The sequence below is a fragment of the Streptomyces sp. NBC_00353 genome (genome assembly GCF_036108815.1).
GTDB lineage: Bacteria > Actinomycetota > Actinomycetes > Streptomycetales > Streptomycetaceae > Streptomyces.
Window position 1 is genome coordinate 6,471,420 of the sequence record NZ_CP107985.1, and the last position, 22,376, is coordinate 6,493,795.

Sequence of the window (22,376 nt, forward strand, 5' to 3'; positions counted from 1 at the left end):
CGAGGGCGCGATGCCGAAGTAAGGTAAGCCTAACCTAACTTCACGTCGCGTTGTTCCCTCGCCCCCCGTGGGACGCAGAAGTTGTCCGAATCACATGCCCTTACGCGTCCTCGGTGGCCGCTTCCGCGCGCAGCTGCTCCTCGCTCAGTCCACGGCGCCAGTAGCCGACGAACGTGATGCGCCTGCGGTCGAATTGACGCTCCTGCACGAGATGGCGACGCAGCGCCCGTACGTTCGACGACTCGCCCGCGATCCAGACGTACCCGGTCCCCTCGGGCAGTTCCGCGGCGCGCACGGCGTCCACGGCGGACGGTGCGCCCTCGTCCCGGACGAGCCAGCTGATCCGGGCGCGGGCCGCGGTGTTGAGCGCCTGGCGGTCCTCGGTGTGCTGGACCTCCAGCCAGACCCGGGCCCGCATGCCGGCCGGCAGCCACTCCAGGGCCGCGGACGCAGCGGGCAGCGCCGTCTCGTCGGCCCAGATCAGCACCCAGTCGGTGTCCTGAGGGGGCCGGAAGCGGACGGCCGTGTTGTCCTCGACGGCCGGTCCGAGCGCCTTGAGGAGATCGCCGGGGGCGGCGCCGGCGGCCCAGCGGCAGGCCGGGCCCCCGTCCTCGTGCAGCGCGAAGTCGATATCGATCTCGGTCGAACCGTCGGGGCCGCCGCGCTGCGCGCGGACCGTGTACGAGCGCATGACGGCCCGGACATCCTCGGGCAAGGCCCGCCAGGCGTCGAACCAGTCACCGTTCTCATCGACCGGAACGACTGGTTCCGGCTGGCCGGGGTGCGGCAGGAACAGCGACAGACTCTGATCCCGGCCCCCGGCGGCGAAGCCGTCGAGTCCCGGCCCGCCGAAGGTGATCCGGAGCATGGACGGCCCCAGCCGCCTGGTCCGGACGACCGTCAGGCCGAAAAACCGGAAGGGGGCGATGGGGGGAGCGGCGGCGGTCGTCATACGAGGGCTCCTTCCAGGAACCGGGAAGCGTCGGTGACGCGGCCCGGCCCGGCCGGGAAGATCCCGGCCGGGCCGGGCCGGTACTGGGTTGCTGCGATGAGCGGTTCCGGAATGGCTCCGGAGCGCTTCCGGTGCGTCAGCCGGCCTTCTTGGCGTCCTCGATGGCCTTCGCGAGGTCCTCAAGGATCGGCGCGCACTTGTCGTACGAGTAGATCGGTTCGGTGGTACGCGGGATGACCTGACCGGCCTTCACGGCGGGCAGCTGGACCCAGGTCGGCTTGGACGTCAGGGCGTCGGGCTGCAGGGCCGAGGAGCGGTTGTCCATCATGATGATGTCGGCGTCGTACTTGTCGACGTTCTCCCAGCTCAGCTCCTCGAAGAAGCCTGCGGCGTTGACCTTCGGCTCGACGAACTTCACGCCCAGTTCCTGGAAGTACAGGGTGTCCGCGGACGTCTTGGCGAGCGAGACGTAGAAGAGGTCCTGGCTGGCCGAGCCGATCATGACCTTGATGTTCGGCTTGGACTTGGCGGCGGCGCGCAGCCGGGCCGCGGCCTTCTCGAAGCGGGCCTTGGCGGCGGTGATCTCGGCGGCCTTGACGTCGGCGCCCAGGGACGCGGCGAGGTCCTCGTGGCGCTGGATGGCCTTGGGGATGGTGGTCTGGGCGGCCCACAGCGCGACGCTCGGGGCCAGCTTGAGGATCTTGTCCTTGGACTCGTCCGGCACGTACCAGAGGGCGTCCTTCTCCCACATGGCGGTGACGAGCAGCTCCGGGCCGAGCGCCGCGTACTTCTCGACGTTGAATTCGCCCCAGACGTTGCCGAGGATCTCGACCTTGCTGACGTCGAGGTCGCCGGCCTGCACATCGGCCTTGCCGTCCTTGGTCTTCGTCGGGCCGAAGACGCCCTTGACCTCGATGCCGTAGTCGTGGAGTGCGGCGGCGACACCGGTGAAGGCGACGATGTTCTTCGGAGTCGACTTGGCCTTCGCGGTCAGACCGCGGTCGTCCTTGAACGTCCACGGGCCGGACTTCTCGGAGCTCGAACCCGAGCCGGAGCCTTTCTTTTCTTCGCCGCAGGCTGCGAGCACGGCGCCGAGACCGACGGCGCCGCCGGCGGCCAGGAGGCCGCGACGGGAGAGGGAGGTGGTCCGGACCTTGGGCATGGGTGTGTCTGCTTTCGTACGCGCCGGTGGGCGCCCGCTGACGAGTTCGAAGATAGGTTAGCCTAACCTCATCAACTGTCCAGAGGGTGCCCTGCCATGGGCCGCCGGCCCGGCTACCAGACGAGAACTCCGCCACCCACGTCCTGGGCCCGCCGGGCCGCCGCGGTGATGTTGGCCAGGCGCTCGGCCACATAGCCTTCGCGGTAGCCGCAGTGCGCGTCGAGTGCCGCCGCGTGCGGGCGCAGCAGCGCGCACTCGTCGAGGAACTCCTCGATGTCCTCCGGCTCGACGTACAGGTCGCAGGACGCGAGCTCGGGCAGGAACCGGGCCCCTAGCGCCCGGACCCGCCCCGACCCCCACAGATCGGTCCGGCAGCTCTCGAACCCGGCCATGTCGCTGCCGTCCGGGGGATCGTCGAGAAGGTGCGGCCTGCCGCTCCTGCCCCGCACGAAGGTGTGTACCAGGAGCGTCATCCGCCGAAGTCCTTCCGGCACGCGTCGAGTCCCTCGATCCGCACGTCGACGGTCCGGTACCCCGCCCAGCGGTCGCGGTCGATCCGCAGCCGCTGCAGGGTCACGGGAGCGCCCCGCAGGGCGGCCACCTCGAGCCCGTCCGGCAGATAGCCGAGCCGGCGCGAGACGCCCAGCGAACGCGGGTTGTCGGTCATCGCCGACGAGGTCGCGGTCCGGGCGCCGAGACCGGCGAACGCCAGATGCAGCACGGCGGCCCGCATCTCGGTGCCTATGCCCTGCCCCTGGTGCGCCAGCCCCAGCCACGAACCGGTGCTGACCTCACCGGTCACCGCGAAGTCGGCCGCCGCCAGGTCCTGCCGGCCGACCACCTTGCCCTCGTGCAGCACAGCGAGGCTCAACGCCCAGTTCCGCACCGACCAGTTGGCGACGGTGCCCAGCACGTGCTGGTACACGGCCCGGCCGCGCTCGGCGGGCGGGCCGTCGGTCCAGGGGACGGTGAACGGCATGGTGTCCGGCGCATGCACCCCGTCGGCGGCGACCGTCGAGAGGTCGTCGAGCAACTCCAGGTCCGGAAGCCGAAGTTCCAGGCGGGGCGTGCGGATGCGGAGCCCGTAGAGGGGCCAGTGACGGCGGTCCATGAACAGACTCTGCCGGGGCGGCCCCGGCCCTGTCGAACGAATTGCCCGCCGGCAGGAATCCGGCAGCCGCCCCCCGGGGTCCCCCGGACACGCCTCAGGCCGGCAGCCCCAGCTCCCGCGCGATCAGCATCCGCTGCACCTCGCTCGTTCCCTCGCCGATCTCCAGGATCTTGGAGTCACGCCACATCCGTGCCACCGGGTACTCGTTCATGAAGCCGTAGCCGCCGTGGATCTGCGTCGCCTCGCGCGCGTTGTCCACCGCCACCGTCGACGAGTACAGCTTGGCGAGCGCCGCCTCCTTCTTGAACGGTTCGCCGTGCACGAGCCTCGACGCCGCGTCCCGCCAGCCGATCCGGGCCATGTGCGCCCGCATCTCCATGTCCGCGAGCTTGAACTGGATGGCCTGGTTGGCGCCGATCGGCCGGCCGAACGCGTGCCGCTCCTTGGCGTACTTCACCGACTCGTCCACACAGCCCTGCGCCAGACCCGTGGACAGCGCGGAGATCGCGATCCGCCCCTCGTCCAGGATCCGCAGGAACTGCGCGTACCCGCGGCCCTCCTCACCCAGCAGGTTCGCCGCCGGGACCCGCACGTCGGCGAAGGACAGCTCGCGCGTGTCCGAGGCGTTCCAGCCGACCTTGGAGTACGGGGCGGCGACCGTGAAGCCCGGGGTGCCGGACGGCACGATGATCGACGAGATGAGCGGGGCGCCGTTCTCCTTGCGGCCGGTCACCGCCGTGACCGTGACCAGTGCGGTGATGTCCGTACCGGAGTTGGTGATGAAGCACTTGGAGCCGTTGATCACCCACTCGTCCCCGTCGAGTACGGCCGTCGTCCGGGTGCCGCCCGCGTCGGACCCGCAGTCCGGCTCGGTCAGCCCGAACGCGCCGAGCGCCTCGCCCGAGCAGAGCCTGGGCAGCCACTGCTGCTTCTGCTCCTCCGTACCGAAGTGGTAGACCGGCATCGCGCCGAGCGAGACCCCGGCCTCCAGGGTGATCGCCACGGACGAGTCGACCCGGGCCAGCTCCTCCAGGGCGATCCCGAGGGCGAGATAGTCGCCGCCCATGCCGCCGTACTCCTCCGGGAACGGCAGCCCGAACAGGCCCATCCGTCCCATCTCACGCACGATCTCGTACGGGAACTCATGGCGCTCGTAGAAGTCGCCGATCTTCGGGGCGACCACGTCGTGCGCGAACTCCTCGACGGTGCGGCGCAGTTCCTCGTGCTCGGCGGTCAGCCGGTGGTCCAGGGGCATGGCGGGGGTCACTCCTTGTGGGAGAGGGCTCGGACGGTACGGGACGGGCTCGGTCGGCCCAGTTGTTCGGCGAGCCACACGCTGGTGGCGGTGAGCGCGTCGAGGTCGACCCCGGTTTCGATGCCGAGGCCGTGGAGCATCCACACGAGGTCTTCGGTGGCGAGATTTCCGGTGGCGCTCTTCGCGTACGGGCAGCCGCCGAGGCCGCCCGCGGAGGCGTCCACGGTGGTCACTCCGTGCTGGAGCGCGGCGAGGGTGTTGGCGAGGGCCTGGCCGTACGTGTCGTGGAAGTGCACTCCGATGCTGTTGGTGTGCACGCCCTCCTCGTTCAGCTCGGAGAGCAGGTCCTGCACATGGCCGGGGGTGGCGACGCCGATGGTGTCGCCGAGGGAGAGCTCGTCGCAGCCGAGGTCCATCAGCGCCTTGGCGACCCGGACGACCTGGTGGACGGGGACGGGCCCCTCCCACGGGTCGCCGAAGCACATCGACAGATAGCCGCGGACATGCACCTTGTCAGCCTTGGCGCGGGCGACGACCGGCTCGAACATGGCGAGTGACTCGTCGACCGTGCGGTTGAGATTGCGGGCGGCGAACGACTCGGTCGCCGACCCGAAGACGGCGATCCGGCGGGCACCGAGTGCGACGGCCCGGTCGAGCCCGCGCTCGTTCGGTACGAGTACCGGGAGTGCGACCCCCTCGATGTCACCGAGACGGGGGAACAGGTCCTCCGCATCGGCGAGTTGGGGCACCCACTTGGGGTGGACGAAGCTGGTCGCCTCGATGGTGGTCAGGCCGGCCGCGGCGAGGCGGTGGATGAACTCCGCCTTCACCTCGGTGGGTACGACGGCCTTCTCGTTCTGCAGCCCGTCGCGGGCGCCGACCTCATGGATGCGTACCCGGGCGGGCAGATCCGGTGCGGGCACCGTCATGGGCAGGGTGCGGGCGGTGGTCATGCGTCCTCCCCGGGTTCGGCCGCGGGCGCCACCACGGCCAGTACCTGGTCCATGGCCACGGTGGAGCCGGCCGTGACATCGAGCTCGGTGACGGTTCCGGCGTGCGGGGCGGAGATGACGTGTTCCATCTTCATCGCCTCCACGACGAGGAGGCTCTGCCCGGCGACGACCTCGTCCCCGACGGCCACCTTCACGACGGTGACGGTGCCGGGCATGGGTGCGGCGAGCGTGTCGACGCCGGAGCGGCCCGCTCCGGTGAGCGACGCCTCGACGGGATCGTGGTCCTGGACGTGCCAGGTGTCGCCGTCGCGGCCCAGCCAGGTCCCCTCCGGGGAGGCGGCGTGGGTGAACGTGTGGGTGGCACCGGCGAGTTCGAGGACGATGCGGTGCGGCGACAGCTCGATCACTCTGGCTGTTTCCCTGCCGCCGGGCAGCGGAGCCAGCGGGCCACAGGTGCCGGTCGGGGGCTCCGGCGGCTGCGCGCCCTCCCCGACATGGCCGAACGTCAGCTCGGTGCCCGCCGGGCAGGCGCGCAGTGAGACCTGCACGGGGTCATGGCCCGGCAGCCGGAAGTCGCGCACGGTCCGGGCCGGGGTGCCGCCCAGCCGCCAACCGCTCGCCACCGAGAACGGGTCCACCCAGCCGGAGGCGTCCACGGGGGAGGCGGTCACCGGGGAGGACTGCCGCAGCAACGCCGCTGCCGCGTACACCTCCTCCGGAACCCCGTCCGTCACCAGCCCGTCCACCTCGCGCTCCACCAGTCCGGTGTCCAGCTCGCCCGTCACCACCTGCGGGTGGGCGAGCAGCCTGCGCAGGAACCCGGCGTTCGTCGGAACGCCCAGGATCACCAGCTCCGACAGGGCCGCGCGCAGCCGCCGCAGCGCCGTCTCGCGGTCCGGACCGTGGACGATGACCTTCGACAGCATCGGGTCGTACAGACTGCCGACCTCGACCCCCTCGCTGAGCCCCGAGTCGGTCCGTACGCCGTGTCCGTTCGGCTCACGGAGGGAGAGCACCGTACCGCCGGAGGGCAGAAAGCCGCGGGCCGGGTCCTCGGCGCAGATCCGGGCCTCGATCGCATGCCCGGTGAGCGTGATGTCCGCCTGGCTGTAGGGGAGTTGTTCGCCGGAGGCGATCCGCAGCTGCCACTCCACCAGGTCCAGCCCCGTGATCAGCTCGGTCACCGGGTGCTCGACCTGGAGGCGGGTGTTCATCTCCATGAAGTAGTACGAGGCCGGGTCGTTGCCCGGGACGATGAACTCCACCGTGCCCGCGCCCACATACCCGCAGGAGCGGGCCGCCTGGACGGCCGCCTCGCCCATCGCCGTCCGGGTCTCCTCGTCGAGCAGGACGGACGGCGCCTCCTCGATGATCTTCTGATGGCGACGCTGCAGCGAACACTCGCGCTCGCCGAGGTGCACCACATTCCCGTGCTCGTCGGCCAGGACCTGGATCTCGATGTGACGCGGCCGGTCGATCCACCGCTCCACGAGCAGGGTGTCGTCCCCGAACGAGCCGCGGGCCTCGCGGCGGGCGGCCGCGATCTCGTCGGCGAGCAGCGCCTCGTCACGCACCAGCCGCATGCCCTTGCCGCCGCCGCCCGCGGACGGCTTCAGCAGCACCGGCATCCCGATCCCGCGCGCCGCGTCCGCCAGCTGAGCGTCGCTGAGCCCGCTGCCGGACGACCCGGGCACGACCGGAACCCCGGCCGCGGCCACCGTCTCCTTGGCCCGGATCTTGTCTCCCATCAGCGAGATCGCCGACGCGGGCGGCCCGATGAAGACAAGCCCCGCGTTCGCGCAGGCCTGCGCGAACCCGGCGTTCTCGGCGAGGAACCCGTACCCGGGGTGAACGGCCTGCGCGCCGGTGCGGCGGGCCGCCTCCAGGAGCGCGGGCACGTTCAGATAGCTCGCGGAGGCGGCTGCGGGACCGATCCGTACCGCCGTATCGGCCTCCCGTACATGCCGGGCGTCGGCGTCCGCGTCGCTGAAGACGGCAACGGACCGCACACCCATGTCGCGCAGGGTCCGGATGACCCGGACCGCGATCTCGCCGCGGTTGGCGACAAGAACGGTGTCGAACATCGTCATCTGTTCCCTCACATCCGGAAGACGCCGAAGCCGGGCTCACCCAGCGGGGCGTTGGCACACGCGGTCAGAGCGAGCCCCAGCACCTGCCGGGTCTCCAGGGGGTCGATCACACCGTCGTCCCAGAGCCGGGCGGTGGCGTAGTACGCGTTGCCCTGCGTCTCGTACTGCTCGCGGATCGGTGCCTTGAAGGCTTCCTCGTCCTCGGCGCTCCAGTCGTCGCCCAACTGGTCACGCTTGACCGTCGCCAGGACGGACGCGGCCTGCTCACCGCCCATGACGGAGATCTTGGCGTTGGGCCACATCCACAGGAAGCGCGGTGAATAGGCCCGCCCGCACATGGAGTAGTTCCCGGCCCCGTACGACCCGCCGACCACGACGGTCAGCTTCGGCACGCGGGTGCAGGCGACGGCTGTGACCATCTTGGCGCCGTGCTTGGCGATGCCACCGGCCTCGTAGTCGCGCCCCACCATGAACCCGGAGATGTTCTGCAGGAAGACGAGCGGGATGCCGCGCTGGTCGCACAGTTCGATGAAGTGCGCGCCCTTCTGGGCGGACTCGGAGAACAGGATGCCGTTGTTGGCGACGATGCCGACCGGATGTCCGTGGATCCGGGCGAAGCCGGTGATCAGCGTCGTCCCGTACTCCGCCTTGAACTCGGCGAACCGTGACCCGTCGACGACCCGGGCGATCACTTCCCGCACGTCGTACGGCGTCCGTGAGTCGACCGGCACGACCCCGTACAGCCCGGCGGGATCGACCTTCGGCTCCTCCGCGGGCTCCACGGACCAGGGCAGGGCGGCACGCGCGGGCAGCGTCGAGACGATGTTCCGGACGATCCGCAGCGCGTGCGCGTCGTCCTCGGCGAGATGGTCGGTGACGCCCGACGTACGGGAGTGGACCTCGCCGCCGCCCAGCTCCTCCGCCGTGACCACCTCACCGGTCGCGGCCTTCACCAGCGGCGGCCCGCCGAGGAAGATCGTCCCCTGGTTCCGGACGATCACGGCCTCGTCGCTCATCGCGGGGACGTACGCCCCACCGGCCGTACAGGACCCCAGCACGGCCGCGATCTGCGGAATCCCGGCCCCCGACATCCGGGCCTGGTTGTAGAAGATCCGCCCGAAGTGCTCCCGGTCGGGGAACACCTCGTCCTGCATCGGCAGGAACGCCCCGCCCGAGTCCACCAGGTAGAGACAGGGCAGCCGGTTCTCCAGCGCCACTTCCTGGGCCCGCAGGTGCTTCTTCACCGTCATGGGGTAATACGTGCCGCCCTTGACCGTGGCGTCGTTGGCGACGATCACGCACTCCCGGCCGCTGACCCGCCCGATCCCGGCGATCACTCCGGCCGCCGGGGCCGCGCCGCCGTACAGCCCCTCGGCCGCCAGCGGTGCCAGCTCCAGGAAGGGCGACCCGGGGTCCAGCAACGCGTCCACCCGGTCCCGGGGCAGCAGCTTGCCGCGCGCCACATGCCGGGCGCGGGCCTTCTCACCCCCGCCCAGCCTGGCCACGGCAAGCCGCGCCCGCAGCTCGTCGCCGAGCGCGTGATGCGCCTCCTCATTGGCCAGCCAGCCCTGAGACGCGGGATCCGCCGCACTCGCCAGTACCGGTGCCTGCTGCATCCGTCGAGCCCCCTTGCCCGGTCGGCCGGTCCGGCCGACTCGGTTAATGAGCGTTAACACGTTTCCTTCAGGTTAACGCTCGCTAACCCGACTGTCTAGAATCGAATCCATGACCACCAGGACGGACGCCCCGACACGCCGTGAGCAGATCCTCAGGGAGGCCGCCCGCCTCTTCGCCGAGCGCGGCTTCCACGGCGTGGGCGTCGACGAAATAGGCGCCGCCGTGGGGATCAGCGGCCCCGGCCTCTACCGCCACTTCCCCGGCAAGGACGCGATGCTCGCCGAACTCCTGGTCGGCATCAGCGAGCGCCTCCTGGCCGGCGGACAGCTGCGGGTCGCCGAGGACGCGACCTCCGGCGACGGCTCCCCGGAGGGGCTGCTGGACGCGCTCATCGAGGGCCACATCGACTTCGCCCTCGACGACCGCCCCCTGATCACCCTGCACGACCGCGAGCTGGACCGCCTCCGGGACACCGACCGCAAGCGGGTGCGCCGGCTCCAGCGGCAGTACGTGGAACTGTGGGTCGAAGTGGTCCGCGCCCGCTACCCCCTCCTGCCCGAGACCGAGGCCCGTGCCACCGTCCACGCGGTCTTCGGCCTGCTCAACTCGACCCCCCACCTGGGCCGCCCCGGCGCCCTCCCAGGTCGCACGGCGACGGCGGCACTGCTGCACCGGCTGGCGCGGGGGGCGTTCGAGGCGGCGGGCGAGCAGGCGTAAGGCAAGCCGAATCCTGCGGACCTGCCGCAGATAGTCTCTGCTGCATGGGTGAGCTGTTGCCGTTCCTCGTGGTCACCGGCGCGCTCGCCGCGGTCATGGGATTTTTTGCCTGGCTGGCATCCCTGGTCCGTCGCCGCGGACTTGCCGGCGGAGCTGTCCGCGCCGCCATGGCCTCCTACGACGAGGCTTTCCGTGTGACCGCCCACGACTCGCACTACGAGATTCAGGCGCAGGCAGAACGCAAGGTGCCGGTGGCGTTGCCCGGCGATCCGTGGCGGCCGGTCCGTGGCGAGGCCGGACCGCAGGGTGAGGGCGGGCGAGGCCCTCTGCAGCGGCGTCCTCGCCGACGTCGGCGAGGTCTTCGCGGGCGGGTGACCAGGTCCAGGCGTGATCGCTGACAGTTCCGCCCCGGCTGTTCTCCCTACGGTCCCGCTGAACCGCAATGACATCGGAGAAGCACGGACGCGTGGGCCCTCCTCAGGTTCGGGAGGGCCCACGTGTCGTTGGACGCCTACGGACGGCGGCGTCCGAGCCGACGTATCACTAGCATCGCCGCATGCCTGAACTACAGCTCCTTCGCCTCGACCACGCCCCGGCTCTTCTCGCGTTCGAGCAGGAGAACCGGGCCTACTTCGCCGCGTCGATTCCCGATCGTGGTGACGACTACTTCGCCCACTTCGAGGTGCGGCACCACGATCTGCTCGCAGAACAGGCTGCGGGGCAGCACTTCTTCCATCTGTTGGTGGATGGCAGCGGTGCGGTGCACGGGCGGGTCAACCTGGTCGATGTGGCGGACGGTTCGGCCGAGCTCGGATATCGGATCGCCGAGAAGAGCTCCGGGCAGGGGCTGGCCACGGCCGCCGTCCGTGAGGTCTGCGGCCTTGCCGCCGCGGAGTACGGTCTGACCACGCTGCGGGCCGTCACGACCCTCGACAACGCCGGGTCGCGAGCCGTGCTGGCCCGTACAGGATTCGTACCCACCGGTGAGATCCGGCTCGACGGCCGCCCGGGCCTTCGCTTCGTACGGGATCTGCGGGAAGCCGGGGACCCGGTCAGCACCGACCGGGTGCCCCGGCGCCCGTAGCAGCGCGACGGCCCGGGAGCCGCGGGGGTGCCACGCCGTCCGCCGTGCAAGACACCCGGCACGCTGCGCACACCTGACGGCACAATGGGTTCATGCCGATACCCAGCCGTGCCGCTCTCGTCGAACACCTCGTCCGTACGCGTATCGCCGGAGATGTCGCCACACCCCGTGACAACAACCTCTCCCACTACCGCAGGCTCGCCAACGGCGATCGCCACTACTGGCTGGGTCTGGAGCTCGGCAACCGGTGGGCCGATGAGCAGGATGTGCTCGCCGTCATGGCCGAGCGCTGTGGGGTCAGTGACGACCCGGAGCACCGGTACGGGCAGGACACCATCGATCCGGAGCTGACGGTCGACGCGCTGGAGCGGATGGCGGCCCGGCTGCGCAAGGCGGCTGCCGGCTCGGAGCGGGTGCTGTTCGCGACCGGGCATCCGGGTGGGCTGCTGGATGTGCACCGGCAGACCGCGGACGCGTTGCGGGCCGCCGGGTGCGAGATCATGCGGATTCCGTCCGGGCTGATGGCGGACGAGGGCATGGTCTTCCAGTTCGCCGATGTGGCCGTGATGGAGCGCGGGGCGACGCTGTGGCACACGCACTCCCCGGCGCCGATGGCGGCCGTCCTGGACGGTCTGGAGCGCGAGGGGCGGCCGATGCCGGATCTGGTCGTCGCCGATCACGGGTGGGCGGGTTGCGCCGGACAGCGGGGGCTCGACTCGGTCGGGTACGCGGACTGCAATGACCCGGCGCTCTTCCTCGGGGAGGCGGAGGGCACCCTTCAGGTCGTCGTGCCGCTGGACGACCATGTCCTGGACCCGCGGTTCTACGACCCGATGACGGACTATCTGCTGGATGCGGCCGGGCTGATCTGAGCGCCCGTCGCCCTCAGGCGTCGGGCGGGTCCGAGCCGGCGGCCCCGCGCCGCACGACCAGCCCCAGCCCCGGCGTCGGGTCCAGATACACCCGGCGGATCGCCGGATACCGTTCCTGCAGCTGCTCCTCAGCCTCCTCGCACGCCCACTCGATCTGCGCCGCGGTCGACGCGTCCCGGAAGTCGATCTTCGCGGCGACGAGGATTTCCGTCGGTCCCTGGATCAGGGTGGTGAGCTCCAGGACCTCGATGATGTGCGGTACGGAGAGAAGCTCCTCGCGGATCCCGGCCCGCATCGCCGTCGGCACCGGGCGGCCGATCAGCAGTTGGGCGTTGGACCGGCCCAGCACCCAGGCCACGTACACCAGCAGTGCGCCGATCAGGAGGGACGCGACGCCGTCCCAGACGCCGGAGCCGGAGAGCTGACCGCCGAGCAGGCCGCCCGCGGCGAGGATCAGGCCGGCCAGGGCCGCCGAGTCCTCCATCACGACCGCCTTGACCGCGGTGTCGGGGGTGTGGCGCAAGTAGTGGGTGGTGGGTGCGCCCAGACGGGCGGCCTCGCCGCGGACCTGGCGCAGGCCCGTGCGCAGGGAGAAGCCCTCCAGGAGGAAGGCCACGGCCAGCACGATGTACGAGATCAGCGGGTCGCCGAGTTCCTCGCCCTGGACGAGGGTGTGGATGCCGTCGTAGAAGGCGAACACCGCGCCGCCGACGAACGTGGCGACCGAGGCGAGCAGCGCCCAGATGTAACGCTCCGGGCCGTAGCCCAGCGGGTGTTCCTCGTCGGCGGGCTTCTCGCTGCGCTTGAGCGCGGTGAGCAGCAGGACCTCGGTGACCGTGTCGGCGACCGAGTGCGCCGCCTCGGAGAGCATCGCGCTCGATCCGCTGATCAGCCCCGCGACCGCCTTCGCCACGGCGATACCGAGGTTGGCGACCGCCGCGACGACGACCGTGAACGTGGACTCCCCACCAGGCGCGCTGTTGTCGGTGCTGTTCTCGGCGCTCATGGTGGGGAGTATCCATGACGGGGCGGGCCGTGGCCTGTTCAGTCCCGCGGGACCCGGACCACGCCCTCCTGGATGACGGTGATCGCCAGCCGGCCGTCCTGCGTGTAGATGCGGGCCTGACCGAGTCCGCGCCCGCCGGACGCGGACGGCGACTCCTGGTCGTACAGCAGCCATTCGTCGGCCCGGAACGGCCGGTGGAACCACATCGCGTGGTCCAGGCTCGCGCCGACCACGTCGCCGACCGCCCAGCCGCCGCGCCCGTGCGCGAGCAGCACCGAGTCGAGCAGCGTCATGTCGGAGACGTACGTGGCCATGCAGACGTGCAGCAGCGGGTCGTCCGCGAGCTTGCCGTTGGTGCGGAACCAGACCTGGGAGCGGGGCTCCTGCGGTGTGCCGACGTTGGCGAACGGCGGGGCGCCGACGTAGCGCAGGTCGACCGCGGCCCGCGCCTCCAGCAGCCGGTCCATGACACCCGGGTCGGTGAACGCGTCCGCGTACCGCGGGAGCATCTGTTCAGCCGTGGGCAGCGTCTCCGGGTCGGGAGCGGGCGGCATGTCCGCCTGGTGCTCCAGGCCCTCCTCGTACGTCTGGAAGGACGCCGAGAGGTGGAAGATCGGCTGCCCGTGCTGGACGGCCACCACGCGGCGGGTGGTGAAGGAGCGGCCGTCGCGGATCCGGTCGACGCTGTAGACGATCGGTGCGCCCGGGTCGCCCATCCGCAGGAAGTAGGAGTGCAAGGAGTGGGCCGTGCGGTCCGCGGGGACGGTGCGGCCCGCGGCAACGAGTGCCTGGGCCGCGACCTGGCCGCCGAAGACCCGGGGCACGACCGCCGAACGGCTCGTGCCCCGGAAGATGTCCCGCTCGATCTGCTCCAGGTCGAGCAGATCGAGCAGGGATTCAAGTGCTGAGCTCATGGAGAAGAACGTAACCGCTCTACAGGCCCATGGACTTGGCGATGATCGACTTCATGACCTCGCTGGTGCCGCCGTAGATGCGGTTGACGCGGTTGTCCGCGTACAGGCGGGCGATCGGGTACTCGTTCATGTAGCCGTAGCCGCCGTGCAGCTGGAGGCAGCGGTCGATGACGCGGTGCGCGACCTCGGTGCAGAACAGCTTGGCGGAGGCGGCCTCGGCGGGCGTGAGCTCTCCCGCGTCCAGGGCCTCCAGGGCGCGGTCGGCGACGGCCTCGGCGGCGTCGACCTCGGCCTGGCAGGCGGCCAGCTCGAACTTGGTGTTCTGGAACGAGGCGACCGGCTTGCCGAAGACCGTGCGCTCCTGCACGTACTGCTGGGCGAACCGGACGGCGGCCTTGGCCTGCGCGTACGCACCGAAGGCGATGCCCCAGCGCTCGGACGGCAGGTTCTGACCGAGGTAGTAGAAGCCCTTGTTCTCCTCGCCGAGGAGGTCCTCGACGGGCACCTTCACGTCGACGAACGCCAGCTCGGCGGTGTCGGAGGTGCGCAGTCCGAGCTTGTCGAGCTTGCGGCCGATGGAGTAGCCCTCGGACTTGGTGTCCACGGCGAAGAGGGAGATGCCGAAGCGGCGGTCGTCCTCGCGCGGGGCGGAGGTGCGGGCGCACACGATCACGCGGTCGGCGTGCACGCCACCGGTGATGAAGGTCTTGGCGCCGTTGAGGACGTAGTGCGTGCCGTCCTCCGAGAGCTTGGCGGTGGTCTTCATGCCCGCGACGTCGGAGCCGGTGCCCGGCTCCGTCATCGCCAGCGCCCACATCTCCTCGCCGGTGACGAACTTCGTCAGGTAGCGCTTCTTCTGCTCGTCGGAGGCGAGCAACTTGATGTACGGCAGGGCGAGCAGCACGTGCACGCCGGAGCCGCCGAAGGAGACGCCCGCGCGTGCGGTCTCCTCGTAGAGCACAGCCTCGAACTTGTGCGTGTCCAGCCCCGCGCCGCCGAACTCCTCGGGGACGTTGATGCCGAATATGCCCAGCTCACCGAGCTTGTCGTAGAAGTCGCGCGGCGCCTGGCCCGCGGCGAACCACTCGTCGTAGACGGGCGCGACCTCGGCCTCGATGAAGGCGCGGATGGTCTCCCGGAACGCCTCGTGGTCCTCGTTGAATACCGTACGGCGCACGGGGGTGCCTCCTCTGTCAGCTTCGGTCAGCGGTGAGTGAGCTTCGGCCAGGGCTGGCTAAGCGCTTGCTCAGTTCTGGTCAAAAGTTACCCGGCAGTCACCGGGGCTGTCCAGAGTTGGCCGGCGGGGGTCGCCCACATCACAGCCGGCGCTCACGCCCGACCGGCCGGCCCCGATCCCACTGCCGGACCGGCCGACCGCGACCGCGCCGGCCGGTCCGGTCGGCGGGGCCTCACTGCTGCCGCAGTGCGAACCAGAGCTCCGTCCGTACGTCCATGTCGTCCAGGTCCGCGTCCAGCAGCGTCGCGCAGCGGGCGATGCGCTGGCGGACCGTGTTGCGGTGGACCTGGAGGGCTGTGGCCGTGCGGTCCCAGCTGCCGTGGAGGCTCAGCCAGCAGCGGAGCGTCTCCGCGAGCGTGGGGGTGAGCGGAGCGAGCAGCGCGCGGGCGTGCGCCTCCGCCTCGGCGCGCGGGACGAGAGCGGCAAGGCCCCGGCCGGTGTCGGTGTGGTGGTGGGCCAGCGGGGTACGGGTGGCCACGGCACGGCCCAGCGCGCGGGCCGCCTGACCGTCGGCGAGGTCCAGTGCGGTGATGGGGGCCGGGGCGGAGGTGCCGAGTGTCCACCCGGGCTGCGGAGTGATCCGGTCGCCGCCCGGGACCAGGACCTTGACGGCGTCGCCGCCCCGGCCCGCGTCGACCAGGGCCGACCCGAGGGCGGCGCCCAGCGACCCGGCGGTGAGCGGGTCGACCGGGCCGCCGCCGCTGCGGCGTGCGTGCACCACCGTCCAGAGTCCGGCGCCGCCGAGCAGCGGGGCGACGGCCACCGGGTCCGCGCCGAGCAGCAGCCGCACGAGCGCCGCCGACCGGCCGGCGGCGTCGGCGCCCTGGTGCGGGGCGGCCAGCAGGGAGAGGAGGACGACCGCGATCCCGGTGACCGTGTGGTCGCCCGCCTCGCGCCGCCCCGTCGCCAGCGCCAGGACGAGCCCCTGCCCGCCGCCGAGCGCGTACGCGAAGAGATGCGAGTCGCCGAGGGTGTCGGTCGCGGACGTCGGGGCCGGGGAGACGGGGGCGGCGGTGGGGGAGACCACGCGGGCCAGCCGGGTCAGGGCCGCCCGTACCTCGGGGGCCGGGCGGCGGCCCGCCGCGTGCAGCTCCTCGCCGGCCGCGGAGAGCAGCATCGCCCGGCCCGCCAGCTGCGCGGCAAGCTGGTGCAGCACCGCGGGCACCGGGTCCGGCCGGGCCGCGGCCGTCGCCAGTGCCTGCTGGGCGCGCGTCACCCGGCGTAGCTCCCGGTGCCGGGCCTCCGCCATCAGTCGCCACACCGCCCGCGCGATTGCTGTGAACGGCGTCGCGGGTGGCACCTCCACCAGTGGCAGCCCGTGCCGGTCGCACGCCTCGATCAGCGCCTGCGGCACCGCGTCGTGCACCGGGGTGACCCCGAAGCCGAGTGCCGCCGCCCCGGCCTCCACCAGCCGGGCGACATACGTGTCCGGCTCCTTGAGCAGCACTCCGGCGCTCAGCAGCAGCTCACCGCCGAGCAGATACGGGTACGGGTCGGCCATCTCCGAGGTGTGCACCCACAGCAGGTCGACGTGGGCCGGGCCCGCGATCAGGCGCAGTCCGAGATCCTCGCGGGCGAGCAGCTCGGCGAGCGGGATCGGCGGAGTGGGGGGAGCCGACCCGGAGGGGGCGGCGGACCCGGAAGGAGCGGCGGGGACGGTGGATCCGGTGGGGGCAGGGGGCCCGGTGGGAGTGTCCGGCATGGACGGTCCATCCATTGGCTACGGCGAGATTGGATAAAACGTACACTTCAGCGCCGCCTGCGGGCCACCTACCGTCTTCACGAACCACACATCCCGCAATGACCCGCAACGTGACTGAGACGGAGGAAGCCCATGGCTGTCGACTACGCGGTGATCGTCGTCTATCTGGCCGGCATGCTCGCCATGGGTTGGTGGGGCATGCGCCGCGCCAAGTCCAAGAGCGAATTCCTGGTGGCGGGCCGCCGCCTCGGCCCCTGGATGTACTCCGGGACCATGGCCGCGATCGTCCTCGGCGGCGCGTCCACCATCGGTGGCGTCGGCCTCGGCTACCAGTACGGGCTCTCCGGCGCCTGGATGGTCTTCACCATCGGTCTCGGACTGCTCGCCCTGTCCATCTTCTTCTCGGCGCGCATCGCCCGGCTGAAGGTCTACACCGTCTCCGAGATGCTCGACCTGCGCTACGGCGGCCGGGCCGGCCTCATCTCCGGCGTCGTGATGTGGGCGTACACGCTGATGCTCGCGGTCACCTCGACCATCGCGTACGCCACCATCTTCGACGTCCTCTTCGACATGAACCGGACCGTCGCGATCATCCTCGGCGGCGCCATCGTCGTCGCGTACTCGACGCTCGGCGGCATGTGGTCGATCACGCTCACGGACATGGTGCAGTTCGTCGTCAAGACGATCGGTGTGCTGCTCCTGCTCCTGCCGATCGCGGTCATCAAGGCCGGCGGCTTCAGCGAGATGAAGGCGAAGCTGCCCACCGAGTACTTCGACCCGCTGGGCATCGGCGGCGAGACGATCTTCACCTACGTGCTGATCTACACCTTCGGCATGCTGATCGGTCAGGACATCTGGCAGCGCGTGTTCACCGCACGCACCGACCGCACCGCGCGCTGGGGCGGCACCGTCGCCGGTACGTACTGCCTGGTCTACGCGCTCGCCGGAGCCGTCATCGGCACCGCGGCCAAGGTGATGTACCCGAAGCTGCCCAGCGCGGACTCCGCCTTCGCGACCATCGTCAAGGACGAACTGCCGGTGGGTGTGCGAGGGCTGGTGCTGGCCGCCGCACTCGCCGCGGTGATGTCGACGTCGTCCGGTGCGCTGATCGCCTGCGCCACCGTCGCCAACAACGACATCTGGTCGAAGCTGCGGGGCGTGGTGTCGCGCGGCCGGGGCGACGAGCACGACGAGGTGAAGGGCAACCGGGTCTTCATCCTCATCATGGGTGTGGCCGTCATCGTCATCGCCATCGCGCTCAATAATGTGGTGGAAGCGCTGACCGTCGCGTACAACCTGCTCGTCGGCGGTCTGCTGGTGCCGATCCTCGGCGGTCTGCTGTGGCGCCGGGGCACGGCGGCCGGTGCGCTGGCCGCGGTCTCGGTGGGCGGCGTCGCCGTGATCGGCCTGATGGCGACCTACGGAATCCTCGCCAACGAGCCGGTCTACTACGGGCTGCTGGCCTCGCTCGCGGTGTACGTGATCGTCTCCCTGGCGACGAAGCCGACCGATGCGGCGGTGCTGGTCGCCTGGCGCGAGCGGCTGGCGGGGAAGGGTGCCGACTCGGACGAGACGGCCCCGGAATCCGTGACCGTCTGACCACTTGTCCTCAACATCCCCCATCGCCTCAAGGGCATGGGAGGTGTCCCCTCGACGGGCTCGATCCTGGCCCTGTCGTCCTCAATCGCCGGGCAGGCAATCCGAGCCCGTCCGGCGATTGGGGACACAACCCGTTGTACCCGCACCACCCCGCGTCATCAGAAGAAAGGCACTCCCCATGAGCAGCAACGAAACGCCGCGCGGCCCCATCGACTCCTCCCGCGTCCCGCGGTACGCCGGGCCAGCGACGTTCGCGCGGCTGCCCCGCCTCGACGAGGTCGGTACCGCCGATGTCGCCGTCGTCGGCGTGCCCTTCGACACGGGTGTCTCGTACCGCCCCGGTGCACGCTTCGGCGGCAACGCCATCCGTGAGGCGTCGCGCCTGCTGCGCCCGTACAACCCGGCGCAGGACGCCTCGCCGTTCGCCCTCGCGCAGGTCGCCGACGCCGGTGACATCGCCGCCAACCCGTTCAACATCAACGAGGCCGTCGAGACGATCGAGGCCGCGGCCGACGATCTGCTCGGTACCGGCGCCCGCATGATGACGCTCGGCGGCGACCACACCATCGCGCTGCCCCTCCTTCGCTCCGTCGCGAAGAAGCACGGCCCCGTCGCCCTGCTCCACTTCGACGCCCACCTCGACACGTGGGACACCTACTTCGGCGCCGAGTACACCCACGGCACGCCGTTCCGCCGGGCCGTCGAGGAGGGCATCCTCGACACGTCCGCGCTCTCCCACGTCGGCACGCGCGGCCCGCTGTACGGCAAGCAGGACCTCGACGACGACGCCAAGATGGGCTTCGGCATCGTCACCTCCGCCGACGTCATGCGCCGCGGTGTCGACGAGATCGCCGACCAGCTGCGCCAGCGCATCGGCGACCGCCCGCTGTACATCTCCATCGACATCGACGTGCTGGACCCGGCGCACGCGCCCGGCACCGGCACCCCCGAGGCCGGCGGTCTCACCTCCCGCGAGCTCCTCGAGATCGTCCGCGGCCTGTCCTCCTGCAACCTGGTCTCCGCCGACCTGGTCGAGGTCGCCCCCGCGTACGACCACGCGGAGATCACCTCTGTCGCCGCCTCGCACACGGCGTACGAACTCACGACGATCATGTCCCGTCAGATCGCGGCGGCGAAGGGGGTCGAGGGCAAGTGACCCACGACCACCACGACGAGCGCCCGCAGCTCACCCCCGAGCAGATCGCGGCCGCGCTGAACCCGTCGGCCGGACGCAACGGCGGCGACCTCGTCGTCGAGACCCTCCAGGGCCTCGGCGCGACCACCGTCTTCGGTCTGCCCGGCCAGCACGCGCTCGGCATGTTCGACGCGCTGCGCCGCTCGTCCCTCTCGTACGTCGGCCTGCGCGTCGAGAACAACGCGGGCTTCGCCGCCGACGCGTACGGCCGGATCACCGGGGAAGTCGCCCCTCTGCTGCTCTCCACCGGCCCGGGGGCCCTCACCTCCCTCGCCGCGCTCCAGGAGGCGGCGGCCGCCTCGGCGCCCGTGCTGGCCATCTCCAGCCAGATCCCGACCGCGGGCCTGGGCGGCGGGCGCCACGGTTACCTGCATGAACTCCGGGACCAGAAGGCGTCGTTCCGCGACGTCGTGAAGTCCGTCCACACGGTCCGTACGGCGTCGCAGATCCCGTCCGCGATCGCCGCCGCCTGGGAGTCCGCGCTGACGGCCCCGCACGGCCCGGTCTGGATCGAGATCCCGCAGGACGTGCTCCTGGCCGAGACCACCCTGCCGGCGGTCACCGCCATGGACGCCACGCCGAGGCCGCTCCACGCCCGCCCCGAGCTGACCGCCGTGGCGGCCCACCTGCTGGCGAACGCCGAACGGCCGGCGATCATCGCGGGCGGCGGAGTCGTACGCTCCGACGCGTCCGGCAAGCTGCTCGCTCTCGCGGAGAAGATCGACGCCCCGGTCGTCACCACGTTCGGCGGCAAGGGCGCCTTTCCCTGGGAGCACCCGCTCTCGCTCCAGTCCTGGCTGGAGGACCGTCACACGACGGACTTCCTCGAAGCGGCGGACGTCCTGCTGGTCATCGGCTCCGGACTGGGCGAACTCTCCTCGAACTACCACACGTTCAGCCCGCGCGGCCGGGTCATCCAGATCGAGGCGGACGCCGGGAAGCTGGAGTCCAACCACCCCGCGCTCGGCATCCACGCCGACGCCCGCGAGGCCCTTGCCGACCTCCTCGAAGCGGTCGACCGCCGCGAGGACCCGTCGGCCGCGGACCGCGTCCGTACGGTGCTCGAAGCGGTACGGGAACGGATCGCCGGCCAGGACCTCACCCTGGAACAGCAGCTCATCGCCTCGGTGCGCGAAGCGCTGCCCGACACGTCCCCGAGCTTCTGGGACATGACGATCCTCGCCTACTGGGCCTGGTCCGCCTTCGACGCCCGCCACCCCAACACCATGCACTCGGCGCAGGGCGCGGGCGGTCTCGGCTACGGCTTCCCGGCCGCGCTCGGCGCGGCGGCGGCCGACCGTACGAAGCCGGTCCTGGCGGTCTCCGGCGACGGCGGCGCGATGTACTCGATCGCGGAACTGGCCACGGCCCGTCAGTACGACCTGCCGGTCACCTGGTTGATCATCGACGACGGCGGCTACGGCATCCTGCGCGAGTACATGACGGGCGCGTTCGGCGAGGCCACGGCGACGGAACTGTCCCGCCCGGACTTCGTCGCCCTCGCCGAGTCGTTCGGCGTACCGGCGGTCCGCACGACCCCGGAGACGCTCGCCGACGACCTGTCGAAGTCCTTCGCGGAGCCCGGTCCTTCGGTGGTCGTGCTCCCGGCACTGCTCAGGATGTTCGAGCCGACGCATCTGTAGGCCGCGACCCCACTGAGGTCCCGGGACACGGACCCGGAACCTCCCCTCGTCCGCGAGGTCCTCACCGACCTCGCGGACGAGTCGGTCGTCGCTCGCCCCGAAGCCGGTGTCCCGCGTCACAACCGCGCCGTCCGGGCCGGGCGCGTACAACTTTTCGACCGCTCAGGAGTCTTCTGTGTGCCAGGTGTGCAGGGGGCGCACCACACAGATCACTCAGGGGGAGACGTCTCATGACGGACCGGCCTCGTATTCACCGCCGCGCACACTCCGCGCTCGCCGTCACGCTCGCCGCAGGCGTGCTCGCACCCGTGGCCCTCGCAGCCACGCCCGCCGCTGCCGCGACTCCGACGGTGAGCTGTACCTCCGGCAAGGCGGGGCTCGCCGCCAAGCTGTCGAAGGACATCACCGCCGCACTCAAGGGGCGCTCGTCGACCACGGCGATCGCGCTCTACGACCGGACCACCAAGACGTCGTGCACGATGCGGTCCACGAGCAAGTACGACTCCGCGAGCGTCGTGAAGGCGACCGTCCTCGCGACGCTGCTCTGGGACAACAAGAAGCACAACCGCTATCTCACGCAGCGCGAGATCAACCTCGCCACCGCCATGATCACCAAGTCCGACAACAACGCGACCACCAGCCTGTGGAAGCAGCTCGGCGTCACCAAGGTGAAGGCGTTCCTGAAGGCCGCGGGGATGACGCACACCGTGCCCGGCTCCGGTGGCTACTGGGGACTGACCCAGATCACCGCGCAGGACGAGCTGCGACTGCTGTCCCTGCTGACCGCGAAGAACTCCGTGCTCAGTGACAACTCGCGCGCGTACGAGCTCGGCCTGATGCGCAAGGTCATCTCCTCACAGCGCTGGGGGACGCCCGCCGGTGCCCCGTCCGGGGTGACCGTCCAGGTCAAGAACGGCTGGCTGCCGCGCGCCACGCACGGCTGGCGGGTGCACAGCATCGGCGCGTTCACCGGGAAGGGGCACGACTACGGGATCACCGTGCTCACCCAGGACAACAAGACGATGAACGACGGCATCAACACCATCCAGGCGGTCGCCCGGGCCATCCACAAGGACCTGAACCCGGCCGCCACCGCGCAGACGACGGTCGCCCCGCCGGCGAAGCCGCAGGAAGCGGTTCCGGCGGTGCCCGAGGCTTCTGCGGTGCCGATGGTGACGGCCACACCGCAGCCGTAGTCCCTCGCGGGTCCGGGTCCGGGACGTAGGCCGAACGGACCATCTTTGTGACGGCGGGATGAAATCCGCAG

Annotated in this window: 20 protein-coding genes; 8 read left to right on the forward strand and 12 right to left on the reverse strand. The window is 71.0% G+C overall.

The annotated features are described in order from the left end of the window. Positions 1–100 precede the first annotated feature (100 nt). The 8 genes from OHA88_RS29205 to OHA88_RS29240 form a co-directional block, all read right to left on the reverse strand. Positions 101–952: a siderophore-interacting protein gene (locus OHA88_RS29205; RefSeq protein WP_328627693.1), complete on the reverse strand. Its 852-nt coding sequence runs from the start codon at positions 950–952 to the stop codon at positions 101–103. Between the two features lie 136 nt (positions 953–1,088). After that, positions 1,089–2,114, reverse strand: a complete 1,026-nt coding sequence (locus tag OHA88_RS29210; protein WP_328627694.1) for an ABC transporter substrate-binding protein — start codon at positions 2,112–2,114, stop codon at positions 1,089–1,091. Positions 2,115–2,227: 113 nt separating this feature from the next. Continuing rightward, positions 2,228–2,587, reverse strand: a complete 360-nt coding sequence (locus OHA88_RS29215) for a hypothetical protein (protein WP_328627695.1) — start codon at positions 2,585–2,587, stop codon at positions 2,228–2,230. Then, on the reverse strand, positions 2,584–3,225 hold the full coding sequence (locus tag OHA88_RS29220) for a GNAT family N-acetyltransferase (protein WP_328627696.1): 642 nt from the start codon (positions 3,223–3,225) through the stop codon (positions 2,584–2,586). Before OHA88_RS29220 ends, OHA88_RS29215 begins: the two co-directional genes overlap by 4 nt. A 94-nt stretch (positions 3,226–3,319) precedes the next feature. Further along, the gene (locus OHA88_RS29225; RefSeq protein ID WP_326603859.1) at positions 3,320–4,480 is read right to left on the reverse strand and encodes an acyl-CoA dehydrogenase family protein; all 1,161 of its coding nucleotides are present in this window, start codon (positions 4,478–4,480) and stop codon (positions 3,320–3,322) included. An 8-nt stretch (positions 4,481–4,488) separates the two neighbouring features. Continuing rightward, positions 4,489–5,433 (reverse strand): hydroxymethylglutaryl-CoA lyase, encoded by a 945-nt coding sequence (locus OHA88_RS29230; RefSeq protein WP_267005051.1) that lies wholly within the window; start codon positions 5,431–5,433, stop codon positions 4,489–4,491. Beyond that, positions 5,430–7,523 carry an acetyl/propionyl/methylcrotonyl-CoA carboxylase subunit alpha gene (locus OHA88_RS29235; RefSeq protein ID WP_328627697.1) on the reverse strand — a complete coding sequence of 698 codons (2,094 nt, stop codon included), beginning with the start codon at positions 7,521–7,523 and terminating at the stop codon, positions 5,430–5,432. Before OHA88_RS29235 ends, OHA88_RS29230 begins: the two co-directional genes overlap by 4 nt. 8 nt (positions 7,524–7,531) lie before the next feature. Then, a complete protein-coding gene (locus OHA88_RS29240) occupies positions 7,532–9,139 on the reverse strand; it encodes a carboxyl transferase domain-containing protein (protein WP_267005053.1) in 1,608 nt (535 codons plus the stop codon). A 109-nt stretch (positions 9,140–9,248) separates the two neighbouring features. On the opposite strand from OHA88_RS29240, the gene OHA88_RS29245 reads away from it, so the two are divergent. From OHA88_RS29245 to OHA88_RS29260, 4 genes are all read left to right on the forward strand, one after another. Continuing rightward, positions 9,249–9,857 carry an SACE_7040 family transcriptional regulator gene (locus OHA88_RS29245; RefSeq protein WP_328627698.1) on the forward strand — a complete coding sequence of 203 codons (609 nt, stop codon included), beginning with the start codon at positions 9,249–9,251 and terminating at the stop codon, positions 9,855–9,857. Between the two features lie 44 nt (positions 9,858–9,901). Next, positions 9,902–10,255: a hypothetical protein gene (locus OHA88_RS29250; RefSeq protein WP_328627699.1), complete on the forward strand. Its 354-nt coding sequence runs from the start codon at positions 9,902–9,904 to the stop codon at positions 10,253–10,255. A 158-nt stretch (positions 10,256–10,413) separates the two neighbouring features. Continuing rightward, positions 10,414–10,941 carry a GNAT family N-acetyltransferase gene (locus tag OHA88_RS29255; RefSeq protein WP_328627700.1) on the forward strand — a complete coding sequence of 176 codons (528 nt, stop codon included), beginning with the start codon at positions 10,414–10,416 and terminating at the stop codon, positions 10,939–10,941. A 92-nt stretch (positions 10,942–11,033) separates the two neighbouring features. After that, positions 11,034–11,813 (forward strand): phosphatase, encoded by a 780-nt coding sequence (locus tag OHA88_RS29260; RefSeq protein WP_328627701.1) that lies wholly within the window; start codon positions 11,034–11,036, stop codon positions 11,811–11,813. A gap of 13 nt (positions 11,814–11,826) precedes the next feature. Here OHA88_RS29260 and OHA88_RS29265 read toward each other — a convergent pair whose 3' ends face one another. The 4 genes from OHA88_RS29265 to OHA88_RS29280 form a co-directional block, all read right to left on the reverse strand. Continuing rightward, a complete protein-coding gene (locus tag OHA88_RS29265; RefSeq protein WP_328627702.1) occupies positions 11,827–12,819 on the reverse strand; it encodes a cation diffusion facilitator family transporter in 993 nt (330 codons plus the stop codon). Between the two features lie 38 nt (positions 12,820–12,857). Further along, on the reverse strand, positions 12,858–13,733 hold the full coding sequence (locus OHA88_RS29270) for an acyl-CoA thioesterase (RefSeq protein WP_326603847.1): 876 nt from the start codon (positions 13,731–13,733) through the stop codon (positions 12,858–12,860). Positions 13,734–13,752: 19 nt separating this feature from the next. Next, positions 13,753–14,910 carry an acyl-CoA dehydrogenase family protein gene (locus OHA88_RS29275; RefSeq protein WP_267005060.1) on the reverse strand — a complete coding sequence of 386 codons (1,158 nt, stop codon included), beginning with the start codon at positions 14,908–14,910 and terminating at the stop codon, positions 13,753–13,755. A gap of 232 nt (positions 14,911–15,142) precedes the next feature. Continuing rightward, complete coding sequence (locus tag OHA88_RS29280) at positions 15,143–16,672, reverse strand: PucR family transcriptional regulator (RefSeq protein ID WP_328627703.1); 1,530 nt, start codon at positions 16,670–16,672, stop codon at positions 15,143–15,145. Positions 16,673–16,804: 132 nt separating this feature from the next. Here OHA88_RS29280 and OHA88_RS29285 point away from each other — a divergent pair, with 132 nt between their 5' ends. The 4 genes from OHA88_RS29285 (at position 16,805) to OHA88_RS29300 (ending at position 22,305) form a co-directional block, all read left to right on the forward strand. Next, the gene (locus tag OHA88_RS29285) at positions 16,805–18,271 is read left to right on the forward strand and encodes a sodium:solute symporter (protein ID WP_267005062.1); all 1,467 of its coding nucleotides are present in this window, start codon (positions 16,805–16,807) and stop codon (positions 18,269–18,271) included. Positions 18,272–18,449: 178 nt separating this feature from the next. Further along, positions 18,450–19,427, forward strand: a complete 978-nt coding sequence (gene speB, locus OHA88_RS29290; protein WP_313937392.1) for an agmatinase — start codon at positions 18,450–18,452, stop codon at positions 19,425–19,427. Continuing rightward, on the forward strand, positions 19,424–21,109 hold the full coding sequence (locus OHA88_RS29295) for a thiamine pyrophosphate-binding protein (protein ID WP_328627704.1): 1,686 nt from the start codon (positions 19,424–19,426) through the stop codon (positions 21,107–21,109). Before speB ends, OHA88_RS29295 begins: the two co-directional genes overlap by 4 nt. 230 nt (positions 21,110–21,339) lie before the next feature. Further along, the gene (locus OHA88_RS29300) at positions 21,340–22,305 is read left to right on the forward strand and encodes a serine hydrolase (protein WP_328627705.1); all 966 of its coding nucleotides are present in this window, start codon (positions 21,340–21,342) and stop codon (positions 22,303–22,305) included. The last annotated feature ends 71 nt before the right edge of the window (positions 22,306–22,376 follow it).

Bases quoted from the DNA above. Each gene is read 5' to 3' on its own strand.
- OHA88_RS29205 (WP_328627693.1), bottom strand. From the start codon at position 952: ATGACGACCGCCGCCGCTCCCCCCATCGCCCCCTTCCGGTTTTTCGGC.
- speB (WP_313937392.1), top strand. From the start codon at position 18,450: ATGAGCAGCAACGAAACGCCGCGCGGCCCCATCGACTCCTCCCGCGTC.
- OHA88_RS29230 (WP_267005051.1), bottom strand. From the start codon at position 5,433: ATGACCACCGCCCGCACCCTGCCCATGACGGTGCCCGCACCGGATCTG.
- OHA88_RS29270 (WP_326603847.1), bottom strand. From the start codon at position 13,733: ATGAGCTCAGCACTTGAATCCCTGCTCGATCTGCTCGACCTGGAGCAG.
- OHA88_RS29285 (WP_267005062.1), top strand. From the start codon at position 16,805: ATGGCTGTCGACTACGCGGTGATCGTCGTCTATCTGGCCGGCATGCTC.
- OHA88_RS29245 (WP_328627698.1), top strand. From the start codon at position 9,249: ATGACCACCAGGACGGACGCCCCGACACGCCGTGAGCAGATCCTCAGG.
- OHA88_RS29215 (WP_328627695.1), bottom strand. From the start codon at position 2,587: ATGACGCTCCTGGTACACACCTTCGTGCGGGGCAGGAGCGGCAGGCCG.
- OHA88_RS29225 (WP_326603859.1), bottom strand. From the start codon at position 4,480: ATGCCCCTGGACCACCGGCTGACCGCCGAGCACGAGGAACTGCGCCGC.
- OHA88_RS29255 (WP_328627700.1), top strand. From the start codon at position 10,414: ATGCCTGAACTACAGCTCCTTCGCCTCGACCACGCCCCGGCTCTTCTC.
- OHA88_RS29250 (WP_328627699.1), top strand. From the start codon at position 9,902: ATGGGTGAGCTGTTGCCGTTCCTCGTGGTCACCGGCGCGCTCGCCGCG.
- OHA88_RS29260 (WP_328627701.1), top strand. From the start codon at position 11,034: ATGCCGATACCCAGCCGTGCCGCTCTCGTCGAACACCTCGTCCGTACG.
- OHA88_RS29280 (WP_328627703.1), bottom strand. From the start codon at position 16,672: ATGCCGGACACTCCCACCGGGCCCCCTGCCCCCACCGGATCCACCGTC.
- OHA88_RS29240 (WP_267005053.1), bottom strand. From the start codon at position 9,139: ATGCAGCAGGCACCGGTACTGGCGAGTGCGGCGGATCCCGCGTCTCAG.
- OHA88_RS29265 (WP_328627702.1), bottom strand. From the start codon at position 12,819: ATGAGCGCCGAGAACAGCACCGACAACAGCGCGCCTGGTGGGGAGTCC.
- OHA88_RS29220 (WP_328627696.1), bottom strand. From the start codon at position 3,225: ATGGACCGCCGTCACTGGCCCCTCTACGGGCTCCGCATCCGCACGCCC.
- OHA88_RS29235 (WP_328627697.1), bottom strand. From the start codon at position 7,523: ATGACGATGTTCGACACCGTTCTTGTCGCCAACCGCGGCGAGATCGCG.
- OHA88_RS29210 (WP_328627694.1), bottom strand. From the start codon at position 2,114: ATGCCCAAGGTCCGGACCACCTCCCTCTCCCGTCGCGGCCTCCTGGCC.
- OHA88_RS29300 (WP_328627705.1), top strand. From the start codon at position 21,340: ATGACGGACCGGCCTCGTATTCACCGCCGCGCACACTCCGCGCTCGCC.